This is a genomic window from Pseudomonas sp. BN411, from assembly GCF_029871235.1.
Taxonomy (GTDB): Bacteria; Pseudomonadota; Gammaproteobacteria; order Pseudomonadales; family Pseudomonadaceae; genus Metapseudomonas.
The window spans coordinates 52,338-74,061 of the sequence record NZ_SSOM01000074.1 but is presented as its reverse complement, the minus strand read 5'-3'; the positions used below and the strand labels follow the sequence as shown (position 1 = coordinate 74,061).

The following is a 21,724-nucleotide window of genomic DNA, read 5'->3' as shown; positions in this document are numbered from 1 at the left end:
CGCAGCGGCCCCGTAGGGTGGAAATCGCTCTTCATTTCCACCATCGGCGTTCGTCGGGGGCCCACTGGTGGATGAAAAAAACGTCATCCACCCTACGAACTACCCCTTGTGTGAGCGAATTCATTCGCGATTGAAATCGCTCAGGGCTGTTGCGCCTGGAAGACGCCCATTAAAAAGCCGCCCCGAGGGGCGGCTGGGATGGCCAGGCAGGCCGGAATCAGTTGCCTTCGCGTCGCAGCGCCTGGGGCGTGAAGTCCCTCGGGCTGAGCACGGCCTTGAAGTCATACATGGGTTCGTTGTTATCGAGCCCGTCGACGAAGTAACGATCACCCACGAAATCGTAGATGGTTTCCAGCGTACTGCCGAACATGGGGACATCGTAGTAGCTGATCGGATGGCTTTCCTGCATTCCGATCAGGCCACCGTCCTTGTCATAGAGATCGACGGCGAGGATCTGCCAGCTGTCCTCATCCAGATAGAAGCGACGCTTGGCGTAGGGATGGCTGAAACCCTTGCGCAAGGTCGCTTCCACCACCCAGACGCGATGCTGCTCGTAGCGCAGCAGGTCGGGGTTCACGTAGCTGGTCTTGAGGATCTGCTGGTAGGGAATGCCCTCCTGGTGCACCCCATAGCTGTTGTAGGGCACCAGCATTTCCTGCTTGCCCAGCAACTGCCACTCGTAGCGGTCCGGCGCACCGTTGTAGGAGTCCACCACGTCGGCGGTGGCCAGGCCGTTGGTATCGGGCTGCAGGGTGTCGTAGGCCAGCATCGGCAGGCGGCGGACGCGACGCTCGCCACGGTTGAAACGCCAGGCCTTGCGGATCGACAGCACCTGGTCGAGGGTTTCCTGCACCACCAGGGCCGAACCGGACAGCTTGGCCGGCGCAACGACGCGGTACTTGTAGAAGAACAGGGTGTTCTCCAGGTTGCCCGGCGTCATGCCGTCGCGACCGTAGACGAAGTAGATGTCCCGCTCCAGTTTCAGCAGGTTGTAGCTGCCGTTGGCGAGGACCGCCGCCTGGTTGGTGGTGAAGTGAACCTGCTCGCCGCGATAGCGCAGGATGTGGTTCCAGATGGCTTCCAGCCCGTTGGCCGGGATCGGGAATGGCACGCCCGCGGCCACGCCTTCCACACCGTTGCCGCCGGCGATCAGCGAGCCGTTTTCGGCATTGAAGCGGGTGGCATCGTAGATGCGCTGCGGTGCGGCAGCACTGCGGTGGGTCGGGAAGACCCGTAGCTTGTACTCCGGGTGCTCCTGCAGCAGGGCCTTGTGCCCCGGCGTCAGCAACTGCTCGTACTGGCCGAGGTTCTTGCCATCGATGACGAAGCGCGGGGCTTCGCCGGCGTAGGGATCAGGGTGATGCATGCCCGGCTCGTAGCCGGCAGGCGGGGTGGCGAGGCCACCATCCCAGACAGGGATGGTGCCGGCGGCATTGCCGGCGCGTTCGCCCCCCATGGGGGTGAGGTCCTGCCCGAGACGGGCGGCCTGGGTAGCGTCGACCTTGGCCTGGGCTTGCAGGGCGCAGCCGGCCAGGAGCAGATATCCGAATGTTCTCAACAACACAGCCTTCTCCTCACGACGCAGTGGCAGCCACGTCGCTCTTATTCTTATGCCGCCCGCTCAGTGCACAGGCGTTGCTATCGTCGGATCAGGTGAGGTGCCGGGTGGTCCCGGTCTAGTCAGGTGTACCGGTGCGCCGCTGGGCGGCGCACGGTCAATCGATGCGCTGGAACTTGAGGTCCCAGACGCCGTGGCCGAGGCGTTCGCCGCGACGCTCGAACTTGGTTATCGGACGCTCTTCCGGGCGCGGCACGTAGCGACCGTCTTCGGCCAGGTTGCGGTAGCCCGGCGCGACATTCATCACTTCCAGCATGTGCTCGGCGTAGTGCTCCCAGTCCGTGGCCATGTGCAGCACACCACCGACCTGGAGCTTCTGCCGCACCAGCTCGGCGAAGGCCGGCTGGACGATGCGCCGCTTGTGGTGGCGGGACTTGTGCCAGGGATCGGGGAAAAACAGCAGGACGCGGTCCAGGCTGCCATCGGCGACGCAGTCGCGCAGCACTTCCAGAGCATCGCAGCTGTACACGCGGATGTTGGAAAGGCCCTGGGTCATGGCGCCATTGAGCAGGGCACCAACGCCGGGACGGTGCACTTCGACACCGATGAAGTCCTGCTCCGGCGCGGCCGCGGCCATCTCCAGGGTGGCGTGGCCCATACCGAAGCCGATCTCGAAGGTACGCGGCGCACTGCGACCGAACAGGGCATCGAAGTCCTGCGGGCCGTCGGCCAGCTCCAGGCCAAACTTCGGCCAGCCCTGGTCGAGGCCGCGCTGCTGGCCTTCGGTCATGCGCCCGGCACGCATCACGAAACTCTTGATGGTGCGATGGTGGCGCGTTTCGTCGGCTTCAGCCGGCGAGCCCTGTTCTTCAATCATGTTGCAAAAACCTGTTGGTAAAAACTTACAGAACCCATTCACGATCTTTTCGATCGTGATCGTTCTCAGCGGATCAGACCATCCAGCGGCGAGGATGCGCTGGCGTAGAGCTTGCGCGGCATACGCCCGGCCAGGTAGGCGAGGCGGCCGGCGACGATGGCGTGTTTCATGGCCTCGGCCATCATTACCGGGTTCTGCGCGTGGGCGATGGCGGTGTTCATCAACACGGCCTCGCAGCCTAGCTCCATGGCGATGGTGGCGTCGGAGGCGGTGCCCACACCGGCATCCACCAGCACCGGAACCTTGGCTTCTTCGAGGATGATGCGCAGGTTCCAGGGGTTGCAGATGCCCATGCCCGAGCCGATCAGGCCAGCCAGGGGCATCACGGCGATGCAGCCGATTTCTGCCAGTTGGCGGGCGATGATGGGGTCGTCGCTGGTGTAGACCATCACGTCGAAGCCGTCCTTGACCAGTTGCTCGGCGGCCTTGATGGTTTCGACGACGTTGGGGAAGAGGGTCTTCTGGTCCGCCAGCACTTCCAGCTTGACCAGGTTGTGACCATCCAGCAGCTCGCGGGCGAGGCGGCAGGTGCGCACGGCCTCTTCGGCGTTATAGCAGCCGGCGGTGTTCGGCAGGATGGTGTACTTGTCCGGGGAGATCACGTCCAGCAGGTTCGGCTCACCCGGGTTCTGGCCGATGTTGGTGCGGCGCACTGCGACGGTGACGATCTCGGCGCCGGAAGCCTCGATAGCCACGCGGGTTTCTTCGAGGTCCTTGTACTTGCCAGTGCCCACCAACAGACGCGACTGATAGGTGCGGCCCGCGAGGGTGAAGGGCTTGTCGATCGGCGTTTGGCTCATGCTGGACTCCTGGCGGGCAGAGGAAATTGCTTGATACGCGGAACAGGTGCTGCGGATGGGGCGACTGGGCAGGTTCGAAACCCGCGCTACTAGCCGCCGCCTATGGCGTGGACCACCTCGACGCGGTCGCCTTCGCGCAGGGCGGTGGCGGCGTGCTGGCTGCGCGGCACGATATCGAGATTGAGCTCGACCGCGACGCGGCGGCCGGCCAGGTCCAGGCGGGAAAGGAGGTCCGCGACGGTGTGGCCATCGGGAAGCTCTAAGGATTCGCCGTTCAACTGAATGCGCATGACGGATCAGTCACAACTGGAAAAGGGGACGGCATTCTAGCCCGATAGCCTCGCGGCACCAAGGCAAAAGGGCGCCATTCGTCCCGCAATTTGACGCCACGGTCAAGTTAGCGCGGAACGGTATTCCAGGCGGCCAGTCCCAGGCACAGCCAGCCGGCGAGGAACGCCAGGCCGCCGAAGGGAGTGATGATGCCGAGCTTGCCGATGCCGCTGAGGGTCAGCAGGTAGAGACTCCCGGAGAACAGCAGGATACCGAGGACGAAGAAGCCGCCCGCCAGGTTCACCAGCCTCCCGGGAATGTGGAGCGCCAACAGAGCCACGCCGAACAGGGCCAGGGCATGGATGAGCTGGTAGTGCGTGCCGGTCTGGAACACGGCCAGGTACTCGGGCGACAGCTTGCTCTTCAGGCCGTGGGCGGCAAAGGCGCCAAGGGCCACCCCGGTGAAACCGGCGAATGCGGACAACAACAGGAAAAGGCGCGCCATGGGGACTCCAGACAGAAGACGGACGGCCGCTATAATGGCGCGCAAATTTCCCCGGGCCAACCCAGCATGTTCCGCACCATTCGCCGCCGCCTGTTCAAACTGCTGCTCTGGTTCGCGGCGGCGTCCGTATTGCTGGTGATTCTGTTCCGCTGGGTGCCGACGCCGGGCTCGATGGTCATGGTGGAACGCAAGATCGAGTCATGGATCGACGGCAAGCCCATCGACATCAAGCGCGACTGGGTGTCCTGGGATGAGCTGCCGGATGACCTGAAGATCGCGGTGATCGCCGCCGAAGACCAGAAGTTTGCCGAACACTGGGGCTTTGACATCCCCGCGATCCGCAAGGCCATAGCACACAACGAGCGCGGCGGCTCGATCCGTGGCGCCAGCACCCTGAGCCAGCAGGTAGCGAAGAATCTGTTCCTCTGGTCCGGCCGCAACTGGGTCCGCAAGGGGCTGGAAGTCTGGTTCACCGGCCTGATCGAGCTGTTCTGGCCCAAGCACCGCATCCTTGAGGTCTACCTGAACAGCGTCGAGTGGGGTAATGGCGTGTTTGGCGCCGACGCAGCAGCGCGCCAACACTTCGGCGTGCCGGCCGCGCGACTGTCACGTCAGCAGGCGGCCCTGCTGGCGGCGGTGCTGCCCAACCCGCGCAAATGGAGCCCTTCGCGTCCCAGTGGTTACGTCGCGACTCGCGCCGGCTGGATTCGCCGGCAAATGAGCCAGCTCGGCGGCAGCAGCTACCTGCAACAGCTCTGACCGTAGGAGCCAGCTTGCTGGCGAAGAAACGTGCCGCCCCACTTCGCGAGCAAGCTCGCTCCTACAGGGCCGCGGCCCTGCCCTCCACCGTTCAGTGCTTCATTGCCTCGCGGGGCACCAGGTGCAGGAGCTGTATCTTGCCTTCCAACAGGTGCGCGCTCAGCCCCTGCTGGGGGTAGATCCACGCCTCGCCCTCACCGGTACGCAGACGCAGACGAGGCGGCCCGATGCTCGTAGCCAGGCGTGCGGCCGACACTTCTCCCATGGGCACCATGTTCAGCACCGCCACCCGATGCCCTGACAATTGATCGAGCATCTCGCCACTCAGCGGCTGCTCGTCGGTGCCCTTGCCCAAGGCCTTGGACAGGCTGTCACGCTCGCCATCGCTTAGCTCCAGCTCGGCCTCCAGGCGCCAGGTACCTTCGTCCCGCTCCTGTTCCGAGCGATAAATCAGGCGCGGTCCTTCCGCACGCGGCTGCAACCAGAGCTCACCGGGCGCCAACTCGGCCAATTTCTCCAGGGGCAGGTCACCGTCGGCCATGGGCACGATCACCGACTCCTGCCAATCCACCAGCCAGGGCAGCGGCTCCGCGCGATCGGACTGCTTGCTCATCCACAGCGCCAGGGAAAAGAACAGCACGGCGACCGAGGCGAACAGCAGCCAGTGGCTGGTACGCAGGGACGGCATGGGCATGGCGGTTTTCTCCAGACAGAAAAAAGCCGCACCAAAGTGCGGCTTTTCCGGGTTTCAGCATCACGCCTGAATGAAGCCCTTGAGCTTGTTCATGGCGTTCTTCTCCAGCTGGCGAATACGCTCGGCGGAGACGTTGTACTTGGCCGCCAGGTCGTGCAGCGTCGCCTTCTCCTCGGCCAGCCAGCGCTGGTAGAGAATGTCGCGACTGCGGTCATCCAGGCCGCCCAGCGCTTCGTGCAGATTGGCGGTGGAGCTGTCGCTCCAGTCCGCCTCCTCGAGCTGACGCGCCGGGTCGTAGCGGTGGTCTTCCAGATAATGTGCCGGAGCCTGGAAGGCCGTATCGTCGTCGGCATCCGCCGCCGGATCGAACGCCATGTCGTGGCCAGTCAGCCGGCTTTCCATCTCGCGCACTTCGTGGGGTTCAACACCGAGGGTGTTGGCCACTGCATGCACTTCGTCGTTGTTCAGCCAGGTCAGACGCTTCTTCTGGCTGCGCAGGTTGAAGAACAGCTTGCGCTGCGCCTTGGTGGTGGCGACCTTGACGATTCGCCAGTTGCGCAGGATGAATTCATGGATCTCGGCCTTGATCCAATGCACAGCGAAGGACACCAGGCGCACACCCATCTCAGGGTTGAAGCGCTTGACGGCCTTCATCAGGCCGACGTTGCCTTCCTGGATCAAGTCGGCCTGGGCCAGACCGTAGCCGGAGTAACTCTTGGCGATGTGCACGACGAAGCGCAGGTGCGCCAACACCATTTGCCGTGCCGCTTCCAGATCTTGTTCGTAGAAGAGGCGTTCGGCCAGTTCGCGCTCCTGCTCGACAGTCAGCAGCGGGATGCCGTTGACCGCATGCACGTATGCCTCCAGGTTCGCACCGGGGGCAAGGGCATATACAGGTTGCAGGGAAGTGGTCATGCGAATCCTCCGATTCACTAAAGCTCGCGCAGTGTAGCACTGGCCTATATGACTGCAAGGGGGTGTAAAAGTTTCCTTACACCCCTCGCAGCACCCGCGAAAAACGATGGATTCTAACGCGGCGCCAGCTCACTGAGATGACGGGCGACGGCCAGCCAGGCGCCAATGTAGCCCAGCAGGACGGCGCCCAGAAGCAGGGATAGACCATCGGCTAATGGCACGCCCGCCAGGGCGAAATCACTGCCGTAGAGGCCGGCCAGACGCACCACGGCGTCGTTCAGCCAGTCCAGGCCGTAGGCCAGCACCAGCCAGGCCAGCAGGCCGGCGCCGGTGCCATAGAGTGCGCCCATATAAAGGAAAGGACGGCGCACGTAGCTATCGGTCCCGCCCACCAGCTTGATTACTTCGATCTCGGTGCGACGGTTCTCGATATGCAGACGAATGGTATTACCGATCACCAGCAGCAGCGCCAGGATCAGCAGAACCGCCAGGCCGAAGACGAAACGCTCGCCCAGCTTGAGGATGGCCGACAGTCGCTCGACCCAGACCAGGTCCAGTTGCGCCTGCTCGATACCCGGCATTTCGGAGAGACGCTGGCGCAGCGCTTCCAGTCCCGCCTTGTCGACTTCCTTGGGCGTTACCAGGACCACGCCCGGCAGCGGGTTCTGGGGCAGTTCCTTGAGCGCTTCCCCAAGGCCTGACTGCTGTTGCAGTTCGGCCAGGGCCTGCTCGCGGCTGATCCACTCTGCCTCGGCGACGTCGGGCATGCCGGCGATCTCGTCGCGCAGTTTCTGCCCCTGGGATTCGCTGGCGTCCATCTTCATGAACAGGGAAATCTGTGCCGCGCGCTGCCAGGAACCGCCCAGACGCTCGACGTTGCTGAGCAGCAGGGACAGGCCCATGGGCAGGCTGAGGGCGATGGCCATCACCAGGCAGGTGAAGAAGCTGCCAACGGGCTGGCGGCCCAGGCGGCGCAGGCTGTCCACCAGACTGGCGCGATGGCTTTCCAGCCAGGCGTGCAGCAGGGTGCGGAAATCCGGGCCGTCGTCACCCTTCTCCGGCGACTCGACGTGGCGGGGCGAAGCCCCCACACGCTCGGCGGGCTTCGGCGGCGGCATCTGTTTGGCGCTCATCAGACAGCCTCCCCATCACCGATCAAGCGACCGCGTTGCAGGGTGAGCAGGCGATGGCGCATGCGCGCGATCAGCGCCAGGTCGTGGCTGGCGATCAGCACTGTGGTGCCCAAGCGATTGATGTCCTCGAATACGCCCATGATCTCGGCGGCCAGGCGCGGGTCCAGGTTACCGGTGGGTTCGTCCGCCAGCAGCAGGGCCGGGCGATGAACCACGGCGCGGGCGATGCCGACGCGCTGCTGTTGGCCGGTGGACAGGTCGGCCGGGTAGAGCTCGGCCTTGTCCGCCAGGGAAACCCGCTCCAGCGCCACGCTCACGCGCTTGGCGATCTCCGCCTTGGACAGGCCATGGATCTGCAGCGGCAAGGCGACGTTGTCGAACACGCTGCGGTCGAACAGCAGCTGGTGATTCTGGAACACCACGCCGATCTGGCGACGCAGGAAAGGGATCTGCGAATTGGTGATCGTCGAGAGGTCCTGCCCGGCCAGTAGCAGCTTGCCGGTGGTAGGACGCTCCATCGCCAGCAGCAGGCGCAACAGGGTGCTCTTGCCGGCACCGGAGTGGCCGGTGACGAAGAGGAACTCGCCGCGGCGTACGCGGAAGCTCAGTTCGTGCAGGCCGACATGGCCGTTTGGATAGCGCTTGCCGACCTGCTCGAATCGAATCATGCGGACTCCCGCTCAGCGAAGAGGGCCTTCACGAAGGCGTCGGCTTCGAAGGTACGCAAATCGTCGATGCCTTCACCCACACCTATGTAGCGGATCGGCAGGCTGAACTGCTTGGCCAGGGCGAAGATCACCCCGCCCTTGGCGGTGCCGTCCAGTTTGGTCAGCGCCAGGCCGGACAGGTTGACCGCCTGGTGGAACTGCTTGGCCTGGTTGATGGCGTTCTGACCGGTGCCGGCATCCAGCACCAGCAGCACTTCGTGGGGAGCGGTCTCGTCCAGTTTGCCGATCACGCGGCGAACCTTCTTCAGCTCCTCCATAAGGTTGTCCTTGGTGTGCAGTCGGCCGGCGGTGTCGGCGATCAGCACGTCGACGCCACGGGCCTTGGCGGCCTGCACGGCATCGAAGATCACGGAAGCGGAGTCGGCGCCGGTGTGCTGCGCGATCACGGCGATGTTGTTGCGCTCGCCCCAGATCTGCAGCTGCTCCACGGCGGCTGCACGGAAGGTGTCGCCGGCAGCGAGCATGACCTTCTTGCCATCGAGCTGCAGCTTCTTGGCCAGCTTGCCGATGGTGGTGGTCTTGCCGACGCCGTTCACGCCGACCACGAGGATCACGTAGGGCGCGTGGCCGTTGTCGATCTTCAGCGGCTGCTCGACCGGACGCAGCAGCGCGGCCAGTTCGTCCTGCAGTGCCTTGTACAGGGCATCGGCGTCGGCGAGCTGTTTGCGTGCGACCTTCTGGGTCAGGCTCTGGACGATGGCGCTGGTGGCTTCCACGCCGACATCGGCGGTCAGCAGGCGGGTTTCGATTTCATCCAGCAGGTCGTCGTCGATGGCCTTGCGCCCGAGGAACAGGCTGGCCATTCCCTCGCCGAGACTGGCACTGGTCTTGGACAGGCCCTGCTTGAGGCGAGCAAAGAAACCGGCCTTGGCTGGTTCCGGCTGGGCGACGGGGGCCGGTGTGGGCTCGGATACGGGTTCGGCGACAGGTGCGGCAACAGGAACGGGGGCGGCCACCGGAGCAGGCTGCTCGGCGACAGGTGCAGGTGCAGGTGCAGGTGCAGGTGCAGGTGCAGGTGCAGGTGCAGGTGCAGGTGCAACAGGCTCGGCGACTACCGGCGCCTCGGCAATGACTGGTGCGGGTGCCGGGGCCTCTGCCACAACCGGAGCAGGAACAGGAGCGGGAACAGGCGTTTCGACTGGCGCAGGAGCAATCTCGGGCACCGGGGCCTGCTCGACCACTGGCGCGGCTACAGGCTGGGCAGCCGGAACGGATTCGGGAGCGGGCGCAGGTGCGGCCGGGGCATCAGCCTCGACAGGGGCCACCGTCTCCGCCGGAGCGGCGGGAGTGGCTTCCTGGGGCTTCTTGCGCAGCCAGCCGAACAAGGATTTCTTTTCCCCGGCCTGGGCCGGAGCCTTCTTGTCGTCGTTGGAACCAAACATGAGTCGAATGCATCTCAAGGGAGCGGCCGTGCTGGCTCTATGCCGGCCAGCTTCGCCGCCCCGGGAAGTCGGGTAGCCCCGGACCATTATCTGGTCCGGAGCCCCCTAAGAACCGTGCGTGCGACTTTCGCCGCACACGGCTCAAGCCTACATGAAGTCAAGAAGCTCGACCGGTGACGCACGGAGTGTTGCGCGCGACTTTACCACTATAAGCCGCTGTAGAGCAGAGTTACCTCTTGTCGCCGACTGTGGATCAGCGAGTGACAGTTGGGGTGTAGGAGTACGCGGTTGCTCAGTCTGTCCGAGCCGCCGTCCACTCGTCGGATGACGTGGTGGTCGTGCCAGCCGGTTTCCTTGCTAACCGCATGACCGCATAGGGCGCAAACCCCACGCTGTCTCCGGAAGAGCCTGAGGATTTGCCCCCGGTACTGCAGCTTGTGCTGCATCCGTTGGACTCTCAGATCCTCCCATTTCAGCTCCTGTTTCGCGTCGTAAGGCTGGTAAGCCAGCGGTAGACGTTTTCCCCTTTTGATTTCCACCTTTGCCAGCAAAAACAACCGCCGGCAGCCGGATTTTCCTTTGTCACTTTTATAGGGATGCGCGAACACCCATCTTCGACCGCCTATGTAGTGGAAGTACTTCTTCCTAATCCATTTGGCGGACTTATTAGGGTGCCTGCGCTTCGCCCACCTCCAGACTCGCCAGTGGATCATGTGGTCTAGCGTGTTGAAGGTACGTTTCGCCACTACCTGGGAGTGGTATTGCGACCACCCTTTCAGTACCGGGTTCAGTTGGCCGATTAAGGCGTCCTGCGTCAGTGCCCCGCTGTTTCTTACTATCTCGCTCACTTTTCGGTAAAACGCCGAGACGTTCTTCCTAGAGGGCTTGATAAGCAGCTTGGTCTTCCGTCTGGGCGATTTCGGCACGTATTTCCTGAAGTTCCACCCTAGGAAGTCGAATCCGTCCAGGATGTGCGTGATGTGCGTTTTCTCCCTGGAAAGCTCAACCCCTCGAACAGCTAGGAATTGTTCTACCCAAGGCCGAACCTCGTCCTGCAGTAGCTCTTTCGAGTCAGCTGCGATGACAAAGTCGTCCGCATACCTCACTACCTGAACCTTCGTCTTCTCGGCCTTTTTGACCCCAAGCTTCCGTGCCAAGTGGCGTTTCAGCTGGATTTCCAGGCCGTTCAGAGTGACGTTCGCCAGACAGGGGGAGATGATCCCACCTTGTGGCGTCCCGGCTTCCGTGGCTGCGAATTGTCTCCGGTCAACCACCCCGGCCCTCAACCATTTCCTGAGCATCATCTTGTCCATGGGGACGTTTTTGATGAGCCAGTCGTGGTTGATGTTGTCGAAGAACCCTTTGATGTCCCCTTCCATCACCCAGGTCGGAGCGACCGGCGTGGACAACAGATGGAAGAGTTCCACCATTGCGTCGGTAGTTGCCCGATCTGGCCTGAAGCCATAACTCCTCGGGTCGCTGGTGCTTTCGACGACGGGTTCTAGGGCAAGTAGATACAGCGCTTGCATGGCACGATCCAACATGGTCGGGATGCCTAGCGGTCGCTTTTCCGCCTTGCCGGGTTTGGGAATCCACACCCGCCGGAGCGGTTGGGCCCTGTATCCCCTTTTCTTGGACAGACTTATCACAGCCCGTAGCTTGGCGCTGGGCGTTGCCCATGTTGCTCCATCTACGCCCGGAGTCTTGCGACCCCGGTTCTCCGTGACTCGTCGCACGGCTAAACAGCGGCCATGAAACGAGTGGGTCAGTAACCGTTGCAGGCGTTTAACCCTGCGCCAGTTACCCGCCCCAGTTGCCTGCGCGATCTTCAGCTGCGTTTTCCGAACGGAGATTTGGATTTCGGCCCAGTCGAGACTGTGCCATTCCTCTCCCCCGTCGAAGGACGCAGACTTCGCCGGTGTTGCTGGCGTCGTTTTCATACTGTCCTCCTGTTGGTAATGAGACCTTCAGGACGGACTGCCCCCTAGGGGACGGTTCGCCCCTAGGGTCGTTGTTACGCTGGAATCAGCGGTTGATATCGCACCTGTAGACCAGGTGCACGTCAGCCAGGGTTGCCCCTGCCGGCGATGTTTCAGCCGATATGTCCCCCATTACGGGCGACCATTCGCTTCTTGCACCCTCCTATTCCCCACACCCATCAGCTTCCCTTGCGGGCAGCCTGCCGCCGTTGTTGCTGGTTAGGCGAGTGGTCGGGATTGCCACGTTCCCCGGATCGCATCAATTCCCCGTTTAGGCTCCGTCTTTCCTCCGATAGTCCGGTGGTACCGCAGCGCATCGTCCTACTGCGCTGACCGACTACGATGCCGTTTTGGCCGGGGCCTAATTACCGTTGGCCCAAGGATACTGACGAAGGTTCTGTCGACGATTCACATGTGTTAGCCATGCGGGTTTGGTCACTAGCCTCTAGAAAGCCGGGTAATTCAGCAATCATTGCGCTTCCCGTTACCGGGGTGCGGTTCCCTCGAAAGGGAGAGACATTGTCGATCGGGCTTCACACCCCGAGGTTGGCCCCCGGCGCATGCCGATCCAGTGAACTGATGGGTACACATCAGGCTCGGTACTCCCTGGGCCAGCGGAGTTGAGCAATGCGGTCCGGAGCTCACGCTCCGTGCTTGGACTTGGTGCCTCTAACGTCTCACGACGATAGCGACGGTCACGTTAATCCAGAGGCCTTTATAGGTGGGAGCAGCCCCTAAGGGCCGTTTAACACCCTTGGGGCATGAAATAACTTGAAACAATTCCCACGACAGGAATTGCCTTTATGATGCGCCTAACCGAACGAATTTCAACCATTAGAGGTCGTATTCGAGGCGTAGCTTCCCCGGGAACGGGGATTTACCACACCCCCGCAAGCGGGTCGATTTGAGCTGGTCAAACCAGGCACAAGTGCTTTATTTAGACTCTAGCCCCTTGATATCAAAGGACTTGGTGTCAGGGAGAAAGCTCTCCGACCAAGCACGACACGATCATACGTGTCGCACAGGATGGGGTATCCTAGCACCTCTTCGCCCGCAGGCGGTACGACCGCCGGGGCCGTCCGACAGGTCAAGAACATTGATGAAAGCCACTGCCCGACAAGCCGCCGGCTTGCTGTTTTGCGCTCTCTGTCTGCCCACTCTGGCCCTCGCTGCAGACAACCAACCCACCCACGAGTTCACCCTGGACAACGGCCTGAAGGTCGTGGTCCGTGAGGACCACCGCGCGCCCGTGGTGGTCTCTCAGCTCTGGTACAAGGTCGGCTCGAGCTACGAGACCTCCGGCCAGACCGGTCTCTCCCACGCCCTCGAACACATGATGTTCAAGGGCAGCCGCAAGCTCGGCCCCGGCGAAGCCTCGCGCATCCTGCGGGAGCTCGGCGCCGAAGAGAACGCCTTCACCAGCGACGACTACACCGCCTATTACCAGGTGCTGGCCCGCGACCGCCTGGGCGTGGCCTTCGAACTGGAAGCCGACCGCCTCGCCAGCCTCAAGCTGCCGCCGGAAGAGTTCTCCCGCGAGATAGAGGTGATCAAGGAGGAGCGCCGCCTACGTACCGACGACAAGCCCACCGCCAAGGCGTTCGAGCGCTTCAAGGCGATGGCTTATCCGGCCAGCGGCTATCACATCCCCACCATCGGCTGGATGGCCGACCTCAACCGCATGAAGGTCGAGGAGCTGCGCCACTGGTACGAATCCTGGTATGTGCCGAACAACGCCACCCTGGTGGTGGTGGGCGACGTCACCCCGGACGAGGTCAAGGGTCTGGCCGAGCGCTATTTCGCTGCCATTCCGAAGCGTGAAGTGCCGCCTGCGAAGAAGCCCCTCGAGCTGGCCACCCCCGGCGAGCGTCGCCTCACCCTGCACGTGCGCACTCAGCTGCCGAGCCTGCTGATGGGCTTCAACGTACCGGGGCTGGCCACCGCCAAGGACGCGCGCCAGGTCCACGCACTGCGCCTGATTTCCACCCTGCTCGACGGCGGCTACAGCGCTCGCCTGTCCAGCCGGCTGGAACGCGGCGAGGAGCTCGTCAGCGGCGCCTCCGCCTGGTACGACGGCTTCCCCCGTGGCGACAGCCTGTTTGTCATCAGCGCCACGCCCAACGTGCAGAAAGGCAAGACCCTGGAGCAGACCGAGGCCGGCATCTGGCGCCAGCTGGAAGACCTGAAGAACACCCCACCGAGCGCCGATGAGCTCAAGCGCGTACGCGCCCAAGCCATTGCCGACCTCGTCTATCAGCGCGACTCCATCACCAGCCAGGCCACCACCATCGGCCAGCTGGAAACCGTCGGCCTGTCCTGGAAATTGATGGACCAGGACCTCGCGGCCCTCGAAGCCGTGACGCCTGCCGACATCCAGGCCGCCGCCAAGACCTTCTTCACCCGCGACCGCCTGAGCGTCGCCCACATCCTGCCCGAGGAGGCCCGCAATGAGTGAGCGCAACGGCCTGCGTTATGGCCTGCTCGGCCTGGCCCTGATCACCCTGCTCGGCGTGCTGGCCTTCATCGTCAATCGCCCGGCGACCACTGCCACCGCTGAAACCGCCACCCCCGCGCCGGCCCAGGGACTGCAATCCCTGGCGGAACTGGGCGGCAAGGCACCCAGCCGTCGCACGCTGGACATCCAGAGCTGGAAAACCGCCGAAGGCGCCAAGGTACTGTTCGTCGCCGCTCCCGAGCTGCCGATGTTCGACCTGCGCCTGACCTTCGCCGCCGGCAGCAGCCAGGACGGCGATATCCCCGGCCTGGCGACCATGACCAACGCCATGCTCAACGAGGGTGTGGCCGGCAAGGACGTCACCGCCATCGCCGAAGGCTTCGAGGGTCTGGGCGCGGATTTCGGCAACGGCGCCTACCGTGACATGGCCGTGGCCAGCCTGCGCAGCCTCACCGCCCCTGAGCAGCGCCAGCCGGCCCTGGACCTGTTCACCCAGGTGATCGGTGCGCCGACCTTCCCCGAAGACTCCCTGGCGCGGATCAAGAACCAGATGCTCGCCGGTTTCGAGTACCAGAAGCAGAACCCCGGCAAACTCGCTGGCCTGGAACTCTTCGACAAGCTCTACGGCCAGCACCCCTATGCCCACCCGAGTGAAGGCGACGAGAAATCCGTCCCCGGTATCACCGTCGCCCAGATGCGTGCCTTCCACCAGAAGGCCTACGCCGCCGGCAACGTGGTGATCGCCCTGGTCGGCGACCTGTCCCGTGCCGACGCCGAAGCCATCGCCAACCAGGTTTCCAAAGCCCTGCCCAAGGGGCCGGCGCTGGCCAAACTGCCTGAACCGCAAGCACCGAAACCCGGCCTCAACCATATCGAGTTCCCGTCCAAGCAGACCCACCTGATGCTGGCCCAGCTCGGCATCGACCGGAATGACCCGGACTACGCCGCGCTCTATCTGGGCAACCAGATTCTCGGCGGTGGCGGCTTTGGCACCCGGCTGATGGAAGAAGTACGCGAGAAGCGCGGCCTGACCTATGGCGTCAGCTCGGGCTTCACCGCCATGCAGGTGCGCGGCCCGTTCATGATCGGTCTGCAGACCCGCGCGGAGATGAGCCAGGGCACGCTCAAGCTGATTCAGGACATCGTCCGTCAGTACCTGGCCGAAGGCCCCACCCAGAAGGAGCTGGACGATGCCAAGCGTGAGCTGGCCGGCAGCTTCCCGCTGTCCACCGCAAGCAACGCCGACATCGTCGGCCAACTGGGCGCCATCGGTTTCTACGACCTGCCGCTGACCTACCTGGAAGACTTCATGGCCAAGGTCCAGGCGCTGGATGTGGCCCAGGTGAAAGCCGCCATGGCCAAACACCTGTCCCCCGACCAGTTCGTCATCGTCACCGCCGGCCCGACGGTCACCCAGAAGGAGCTGCCGCCTCCCACCGACAAACCCGCCGAAATGCCCAGCGGCGTACCGGAGCACTAATGCGCAAGCCAAACGCAAAACCCGCCAGGCCGAATCACGGTGGCCAGGGCCAGCTACGCATCATCGGGGGCGAATGGCGCTCGCGGCGCTTCGCCTTCCCCGACGGTCCCGGCCTGCGCCCCACGCCGGACCGCGTGCGTGAAACGCTGTTCAACTGGCTTGCACCCTATATGGAAGGCGCGCGGGTCCTGGACCCCTTCGCCGGTAGCGGTGCCCTCTATCTGGAAGCGCTGTCCCGTGGTGCCGCCGAGGCGCTGGCGCTGGACCTGAACCCCGACTCGGTCGCCGCCTTGCGCGGCCATCTGGATACGTTGCGCTGCGGCAGGGGCCAACTGCTGCAAAGCGACGCCCTGCGCTACTTGGACACCCAGGCCCCGAGCGCTTTCGACGTCGTATTCCTCGATCCGCCCTTCAACCAGGGCCTGCTGCAGCCCGTTTGCGACCTCCTGGAGAATCGCGGCTGGCTCGCCCCCCGCGCCTGGGTCTATACCGAAAGCGAGAACGCTCCCTCCACGCTCGGTCTACCGGGTAACTGGCGCCTGCACCGCGAGAAGAAAGCCGGGCAGGTGTACTACGCCCTGTGGCAGCGTGCCGCCGGGGACACTCCCGCAGCCTGACCGACGGCCACGCCGATGAACTCGTTCCACTCGCCGGTAACCACCCGCACCAGCTTCCAGCCGGCCTGGTGGTTGCCCGGCCCGCACCTGCAGACCCTCTGGTCGCCCTTCTGCCGCACGCCGCCGCCACTCCATCGGCAGCGTGAGCGGCTATGGCTGGAGGACGGCGATTTCCTCGACCTGGACTGGCATGGCCCACACGAGGCCGACGCACCCCTGACGCTGGTTCTGCACGGCCTGACCGGTTCTTCCACCTCGCTCTATGTCCTCGGTCTGCAGCAGGAACTGGCCACTCGCGGCTGGGCCAGCGTGGCCATCAACTGGCGCGGCTGCTCGGGCGAACCCAATTTGCTGCCGCGGGGCTACCACTCGGGCGTCAGCGAAGACCTTGCAGCCACCATCCGCCACCTGCGCGCCAGCCGCCCGCTGGCACCGCTCTACGCAGTGGGCTACTCGCTGGGCGGCAATGTGCTGCTCAAGCACCTGGGAGAAACTAGCGAAGACTGCGGCCTGCAAGGCGCCGTGGCGGTCTCGGTGCCCTATCGCCTGGACCAGTGCGCCGACCGCATCGCCCTCGGCTTCTCCAAGGTCTACCAGGCGCACTTCATGCGCGAAATGGTGGCCTACGTGAAGCAAAAGCAGCGCCTGTTCGCTCACCACGGGCAGACGGAGCACCTCTCCACCCTGGAACGCCTCGGTTCGCTGGAAGGCATGCATACCTTCTGGGACTTCGACGGCCGCATCACCGCGCCATTGCACGGATTCGACGACGCCCACGACTACTACCGCCGTGCCTCCAGCCGCTACTACCTGGGCGGCATCCGCATCCCTACCCTGCTGATCCAGTCGGCCGACGACCCATTCGTGTTCCGCCACAGCCTGCCGGAAGCCCACGAGCTCTCGGCTACCACGCGCATGGAACTGCACCCCCGAGGCGGTCATGTGGGCTTTGTCGAAGGATCACCGCGCAAACCCGCCTATTACCTGGAACGGCGGATTCCGGACTGGCTAACGAGTCAGACGCCAGTGCGCTGAACGCTGGGGCTCAGCTATCGCTGGCCCAACTATCGAGCCAGCGCCAGCGATGGGGGAAGCGCGCCTTCAGACCCAGGCGGTCCACACGCCAGAACGCTGGCCACTCACCTTTTACCCGCGCCAGCAAGCGCAGGTTGCGGCTCGGGGCACTGAATGCCTCGCGCAGCTCCACCGGCACAGGCGCGGCGTCCTCCACCATGCGCACCACCTCGGCAGGCAGCCAGGTGCCGTCCGGTAGGCGCAGCCGGAAGGGCTGGCCTGGAGAGGCATAGGCGGCGTCCCGCGGGTCGAGATAGACCCACAGTTCGGCGTCGCCCAGACGCTGCAGGCGCATCAGCGGCGTCCCGGGGCCGACGTTTTCGCCCTCATCCACCAGCACCTCGCTGATCACCCCGGACTCGCCGGCCTTCAGCTCCAGCCCATGCAAACGTGCTTGCAGCCAATCGCTTTCCAGTCGGCGTTGACGCTCCAGAGTGTCGTCCACCGGTTGCGACTCTCGCCGCTCGAATTGCACCAGGTCACGCTGGCGCCTGTCCCGCTCGTCCTGGGCCTGCTGCACCTCACCGCGGGTCGCAGCACCAGCGGCGAGCAGCCCGCGCAAGCGTCCCAGGCGGCTCTCCGCGCTGGCCAGCAGGCGTTCCAGGGCCTGACGCTCCTGCTCCGGCAAGGGCCGATTCCCGGCAGGCCGCCGCGCCTGGGCGGCGGGGTCTCCGAGCAGGGCAAGGCGAGCACGCCACTCGGGGTTATCCATCTTCACCAGCAACTGGCCGGCCTCGACCCGGTCGCCAGGCCTGGCCAGCACGCGCTCCACCTGTCCAGCCTCCCGCGCCCGCAGCTCGGTGGACGGCAGATGCAGCTGCACCGGCGCCTCGATCAGCCAGAGGCCGAGGAATTCGCGCCCGACCAGGAACAACAGCGGACTGGTGACCGCGAGCAGGATCAGGTACCAGCGCAGCTTGAAGGCCAGGCGCTTACCGGGCGCGTAGAGCACCTTGAGCCCCTGATCCTGGGTGGGCTGCTGTTCCTTGGGGCTGGAGAATCGAATCTTCATGGCCTGACTCAACGGGGAAAATGGGTCCAATCCTGCCAGTCGACGCCGGTGATACCGGCGGGCTGCAGGCGCGTGCGCCAACGCTCGAGCTGTTCCCGCAACTGCGTGCGCGATGCCCCGGCCCAGGATTCCTCAGCCGGTAGCTGGGGCTCGACACTCTGGGCCAGACGGAAGCGCAGCGCCGGCCAGCGCCGGGCGATGGATTCCGCCACTTCGGCGCTTCGGGCGGGATTGCGCGTGTAGATCATCAGGTCGACCTGCCGCACGCCGCGCTTCGGCAGGGCACAGGGCACGCAGGTCGCACCGGCAACTGGCTCGGCGAACCAGCGGGGATGACTGGACAGCTCCAGCGGCCAGGACACGACCGCGGACACGGCGCCCAGGGTGTCCAGCCAGTCCTGCAAGCGGCGGTCGGGCACCGGCCAGCCGAGTTGCTCCACCTCAAGATCCAGGTGCAAGGCATCGAACGGCAGCCCCTTGAGCTTGCCGAGCAGATCCAGCAAACCCTGGCGCCCAGCGGGTTCCAGCCAGGCCGGATCCCCCAGCAGCAAGGCCACCTGCAAGCCTTGGGCGTGGGCGCCATCAAGGGTGTCCTGCAGTTGCTTGCGCAGGGCCGGGATGTCGGCCACCTGCCCACCATCGAGCCCCAGGTACAGCCGCGTCATGCCGGCGCGGCGCAGTTCGCGCAGTTCCGCGTGACGAGTCGCGGGATTCAGCAATGCCCCGCTTTTCCACAGGTAAACGCCCTGGCTCCAGCCCGTCGAGCCGACGCCCTTCGGCGCCGCCCCAACCACGCCCAGGGCCGGCCAGTCGAGACGCTGCGGCCCCAGCAGGCCGGCCAGGGCCTGGTCATCGTCGACGAATAGACGCAGGGCCGCTTCACGCAGCCAGGCAGCGTGCCAGGCGGCAATCAGGCGCAATCCGCTGTTGTAGCGCTCCAGCTCCACAGCCAGCTCCTCGGCCGGGCTCTCGGAAACCGAGCTCTCGACGCGCAGCCGCTGCTCCCGCAGGGCCTGGTCTGAAACGGCTAGCTGCTCGCGCTCTCGATCCAGGTCCAGCGCTGCCTGGCGTTGTGCCTGCAGGGTTTGCCCAAGGGACTGGAGCAGTTGCTGGCGCTCGGCCTCCAGCTGCGCCAGGGCGGCTTGATGGCGCGCCTCACCTTCTCGATTGCGCGCCCGGCCGTAGTTCATCAGGTCGAAGGGCGCGGACAGACTGAGGGCAGCCACCAGCCCGTCGCCGCTCTTGCTGGCACCGCTGCGTGACTCGTAGCTCTGCGCAACGCTGAAGCTTGAGTCGACGCTCTCGTACCAGGGCGATTGCCGATTGCGCTCGGCGTGGCGCAGTTCGTCCTGTCTCTCTTGCAGGCGCGGGTGACCCTCCAGGGCCTGACGCCAATTGGACAACGGCAGCACTTGCGTTGACAGCGATTCCGCTTCGGCCTGCTGACCAGGGCCAATCTCCATACCCGCCAACCCGGCCAGGCTGGCGCGGGTGTCCTCCACCAGGAGCGCGCTCTGCCGGCAACGCTGCTGGAGACCCTGCCATTGGCCGTCCAGCAACCGCGCCTGCGAAGGCAGCAGCCAGCCGCCCTGTTGACGCCGGGCCAGGCGTTCGCGAGCCGTCTGGGATGCGGGCAGCAGCCCCTTGCACCAGCGCTCTTCCTGCTCGGCGCGCCACCAGTTGGCGTAGGCACTGCGTAAGGCCAGCCGTTGCTCCGCCAGGCGCAACAGGCGCTGCGCCTGCTGCCGCTGCTGCTCAAGCTCCACCGCCGATACGGCCTGCACTTGTCGACGCAGGCTGCCGAGCAGCGGGTGGCGCAGGCCGAGGGCCAGGTCACGCCCGTAATAGTCGTCACGCAGGTCTTCGGTCACCAGTTCGTGGTAGTGCCCGGTACTGCCGGAGCCGAACCACTGCCAGCCCGCCTCGGCTTCGCGCTGTTCCTTGAGTGCATCCAGCGCCCGCAGCTCGGCCGCCTTGGCCTGCAGCGCGGCCCCGTCTTCGGCGCGGTCCAGCACCTGGGCCAACGACAGCACGTCGGCCCGGACCATGCCGGCGGCCAGCAGCAGTGCGCAGAAAAGTAATGGACGAATCATGAACTCAGAACCTCTTGGCCCTGCGCAGCACCCACCAGGGCGCCATGCTGGTCTCCTCATGGCCGCGACGCAGGGCCTCGTTGAGCATGGCCACCGCGCTCCACATGCGCATGACCAGCATGAACAGCGGGAAGACGAAGACCACAGGGAACAATCGCAGGTCCATGCGCGGCCGCTCGGACACCAGGGCCAGCATGGCCACATAGAGCAACAGCGTCATGCCCAGATAGACCAGGTAAATGAGGGCGGCCAGGGCCAGGAAGCGCGGCCAGGGCAGCACCAGGGGCCCGGCCAGGCAGTAGCCGGCGATGATGAAAGGCAGTACCAGCTGGAAGAAAAAGCCGGTGATCAGGGTCATCAGGAAGTTCGGCCAGCCCAGCAGTCGCGGATTGAAGCTGTGGCGGTGCTTGCGGATGTAGAGGAAGTACAGGTCACCGTCCCAGCGCAGGCGCTGCTTGAGGAACTGCAGGAAGGTCACGGGCGCGTCGGTATGGCCGATGGCGCCTGGCTCGAAAGGAATGCGCAGGGGCCTGCGGCCGAAGTAGTTCTTGATCCGCAGGGTAATGTCGAGGTCTTCCGCGGTATGGGTGTCCCAGCCGCCGATCTTGTCGAGGAAACTGCGGCGAAACGCGCCGAACGCGCCGGATACGTTATTCACCAGGTTCCATTCGCTGAGGCCGATCTTGGCCATGTGGATCGACAGCTGATACTCCAGCGCCTGCATGGCGGTGGTGAGCGAAGCCCGGGCGTTGCGCACGCGCAGGCTTCCTGCCACGGCCGGGACGTCCGGGTCGGCGAAATGACGGACCATCTGGCTGACCATGTCGTTGTCGAAGGAGGTGTCGCCATCCAGGGCCATCACCACTTCGCCGGTGCAGTGCGCCAGGCCCGCGTTCAGGGAGGAGACCCGGCCACCGCGCTGCCACTTGGCGATGGGTCGCAACAGGCGTCGCGGATAGAGCCGCGGATCGACGCGAAAGTCCCGCACGGCCTGCATGGTGGGCTGGTTCACGGCCGCTCCGTCCACCACCGGAATCATCTCGATGTAGCCGGGGTAGGTCTGCTCGCACAGGCTGCGCAGGGTCGTCTGGACGTCCCGACCCTCGCTGTAGCAAGTGATGATGCAGGACACGCGCGGCCGATAGGTGCTCTGCTGGGGCAACTCGAACGGCTTGCGGACGAACCAGCGCAGGACGCCGATCAGCACCAGCAGGTTGAGCGGCAGCTCCAGCAGCAGGAAGGCCGGCAGCAACATGAAGGCACCCTGCAGAATGCCATCGCTCCTGGCGAACTCGCCGAGGAGCAGCAGCCACTGCTCGACAAAAGCTTCCAT

General features: G+C 64.6%; 19 protein-coding genes. 5 read left to right on the top strand and 14 right to left on the bottom strand.

Annotated features, from left to right (window positions below; translation table 11 throughout):
* Positions 1–217: 217 nt before the first annotated feature.
* The 5 genes from E8F06_RS21255 to E8F06_RS21235 form a co-directional block, all read right to left on the bottom strand.
* Positions 218–1,561, bottom strand: coding sequence for a DUF1329 domain-containing protein (locus E8F06_RS21255; protein WP_280370760.1), 1,344 nt, complete (start codon positions 1,559–1,561; stop codon positions 218–220).
* Between the two features lie 154 nt (positions 1,562–1,715).
* Positions 1,716–2,435, bottom strand: coding sequence for a tRNA (guanosine(46)-N7)-methyltransferase TrmB (trmB, locus tag E8F06_RS21250; protein ID WP_280370758.1), 720 nt, complete (start codon positions 2,433–2,435; stop codon positions 1,716–1,718).
* Between the two features lie 65 nt (positions 2,436–2,500).
* Entirely contained in the window at positions 2,501–3,295 is a 795-nt protein-coding gene (locus tag E8F06_RS21245; protein ID WP_271471873.1) for a thiazole synthase, read from the bottom strand.
* An 89-nt stretch (positions 3,296–3,384) separates the two neighbouring features.
* Entirely contained in the window at positions 3,385–3,585 is a 201-nt protein-coding gene (thiS, locus tag E8F06_RS21240; RefSeq protein WP_280370754.1) for a sulfur carrier protein ThiS, read from the bottom strand.
* Positions 3,586–3,692: 107 nt separating this feature from the next.
* On the bottom strand, positions 3,693–4,070 hold the full coding sequence (locus tag E8F06_RS21235; protein WP_280370751.1) for a DUF423 domain-containing protein: 378 nt from the start codon (positions 4,068–4,070) through the stop codon (positions 3,693–3,695).
* Between the two features lie 66 nt (positions 4,071–4,136).
* On the opposite strand from E8F06_RS21235, the gene mtgA reads away from it, so the two are divergent.
* Positions 4,137–4,829, top strand: coding sequence for a monofunctional biosynthetic peptidoglycan transglycosylase (gene mtgA, locus E8F06_RS21230; RefSeq protein WP_280370749.1), 693 nt, complete (start codon positions 4,137–4,139; stop codon positions 4,827–4,829).
* Positions 4,830–4,920: 91 nt separating this feature from the next.
* Here the strand turns inward: mtgA and E8F06_RS21225 are convergent, their stop codons facing one another.
* The 6 genes from E8F06_RS21225 to ltrA form a co-directional block, all read right to left on the bottom strand.
* Entirely contained in the window at positions 4,921–5,523 is a 603-nt protein-coding gene (locus E8F06_RS21225) for a hypothetical protein (protein WP_280370748.1), read from the bottom strand.
* A 60-nt stretch (positions 5,524–5,583) separates the two neighbouring features.
* Positions 5,584–6,438: an RNA polymerase sigma factor RpoH gene (rpoH, locus tag E8F06_RS21220; protein WP_280370746.1), complete on the bottom strand. Its 855-nt coding sequence runs from the start codon at positions 6,436–6,438 to the stop codon at positions 5,584–5,586.
* Between the two features lie 113 nt (positions 6,439–6,551).
* Positions 6,552–7,571 carry a permease-like cell division protein FtsX gene (ftsX, locus tag E8F06_RS21215; protein WP_151131294.1) on the bottom strand — a complete coding sequence of 340 codons (1,020 nt, stop codon included), beginning with the start codon at positions 7,569–7,571 and terminating at the stop codon, positions 6,552–6,554.
* Complete coding sequence (ftsE, locus tag E8F06_RS21210) at positions 7,571–8,239, bottom strand: cell division ATP-binding protein FtsE (RefSeq protein ID WP_069081568.1); 669 nt, start codon at positions 8,237–8,239, stop codon at positions 7,571–7,573. The genes ftsX and ftsE overlap by 1 nt, the downstream gene beginning before the upstream one ends.
* Positions 8,236–9,681: a signal recognition particle-docking protein FtsY gene (gene ftsY, locus E8F06_RS21205; protein WP_280370744.1), complete on the bottom strand. Its 1,446-nt coding sequence runs from the start codon at positions 9,679–9,681 to the stop codon at positions 8,236–8,238. Before ftsY ends, ftsE begins: the two co-directional genes overlap by 4 nt.
* A 206-nt stretch (positions 9,682–9,887) precedes the next feature.
* The gene (gene ltrA / locus E8F06_RS21200; RefSeq protein WP_280370742.1) at positions 9,888–11,621 is read right to left on the bottom strand and encodes a group II intron reverse transcriptase/maturase; all 1,734 of its coding nucleotides are present in this window, start codon (positions 11,619–11,621) and stop codon (positions 9,888–9,890) included.
* A gap of 1,138 nt (positions 11,622–12,759) precedes the next feature.
* Between ltrA and E8F06_RS21195 the strand changes: the two genes are divergently transcribed.
* Genes E8F06_RS21195 through E8F06_RS21180 form a run of 4 tightly spaced genes read left to right on the top strand, consistent with a single transcriptional unit; the run spans position 12,760 to position 17,247 of the window.
* Positions 12,760–14,115 (top strand): pitrilysin family protein, encoded by a 1,356-nt coding sequence (locus tag E8F06_RS21195; RefSeq protein ID WP_280370740.1) that lies wholly within the window; start codon positions 12,760–12,762, stop codon positions 14,113–14,115.
* Positions 14,108–15,595, top strand: a complete 1,488-nt coding sequence (locus E8F06_RS21190; RefSeq protein WP_280370738.1) for a pitrilysin family protein — start codon at positions 14,108–14,110, stop codon at positions 15,593–15,595. The genes E8F06_RS21195 and E8F06_RS21190 overlap by 8 nt, the downstream gene beginning before the upstream one ends.
* On the top strand, positions 15,595–16,212 hold the full coding sequence (rsmD, locus tag E8F06_RS21185) for a 16S rRNA (guanine(966)-N(2))-methyltransferase RsmD (RefSeq protein ID WP_280370736.1): 618 nt from the start codon (positions 15,595–15,597) through the stop codon (positions 16,210–16,212). Before E8F06_RS21190 ends, rsmD begins: the two co-directional genes overlap by 1 nt.
* Before the next feature lie 15 nt (positions 16,213–16,227).
* A complete protein-coding gene (locus E8F06_RS21180) occupies positions 16,228–17,247 on the top strand; it encodes a hydrolase (RefSeq protein ID WP_280370734.1) in 1,020 nt (339 codons plus the stop codon).
* Positions 17,248–17,257: 10 nt separating this feature from the next.
* On the opposite strand, the gene E8F06_RS21175 is transcribed toward E8F06_RS21180, so the two are convergent.
* From E8F06_RS21175 to E8F06_RS21165, 3 genes are read right to left on the bottom strand one after another with little or no spacing between them, the layout of a single operon-like run.
* Entirely contained in the window at positions 17,258–18,298 is a 1,041-nt protein-coding gene (locus E8F06_RS21175; protein ID WP_280370732.1) for an HlyD family efflux transporter periplasmic adaptor subunit, read from the bottom strand.
* Between the two features lie 8 nt (positions 18,299–18,306).
* Complete coding sequence (locus E8F06_RS21170; RefSeq protein ID WP_280370729.1) at positions 18,307–20,391, bottom strand: TolC family protein; 2,085 nt, start codon at positions 20,389–20,391, stop codon at positions 18,307–18,309.
* Between the two features lie 4 nt (positions 20,392–20,395).
* Complete coding sequence (locus E8F06_RS21165) at positions 20,396–21,724, bottom strand: glycosyltransferase (protein ID WP_280370728.1); 1,329 nt, start codon at positions 21,722–21,724, stop codon at positions 20,396–20,398.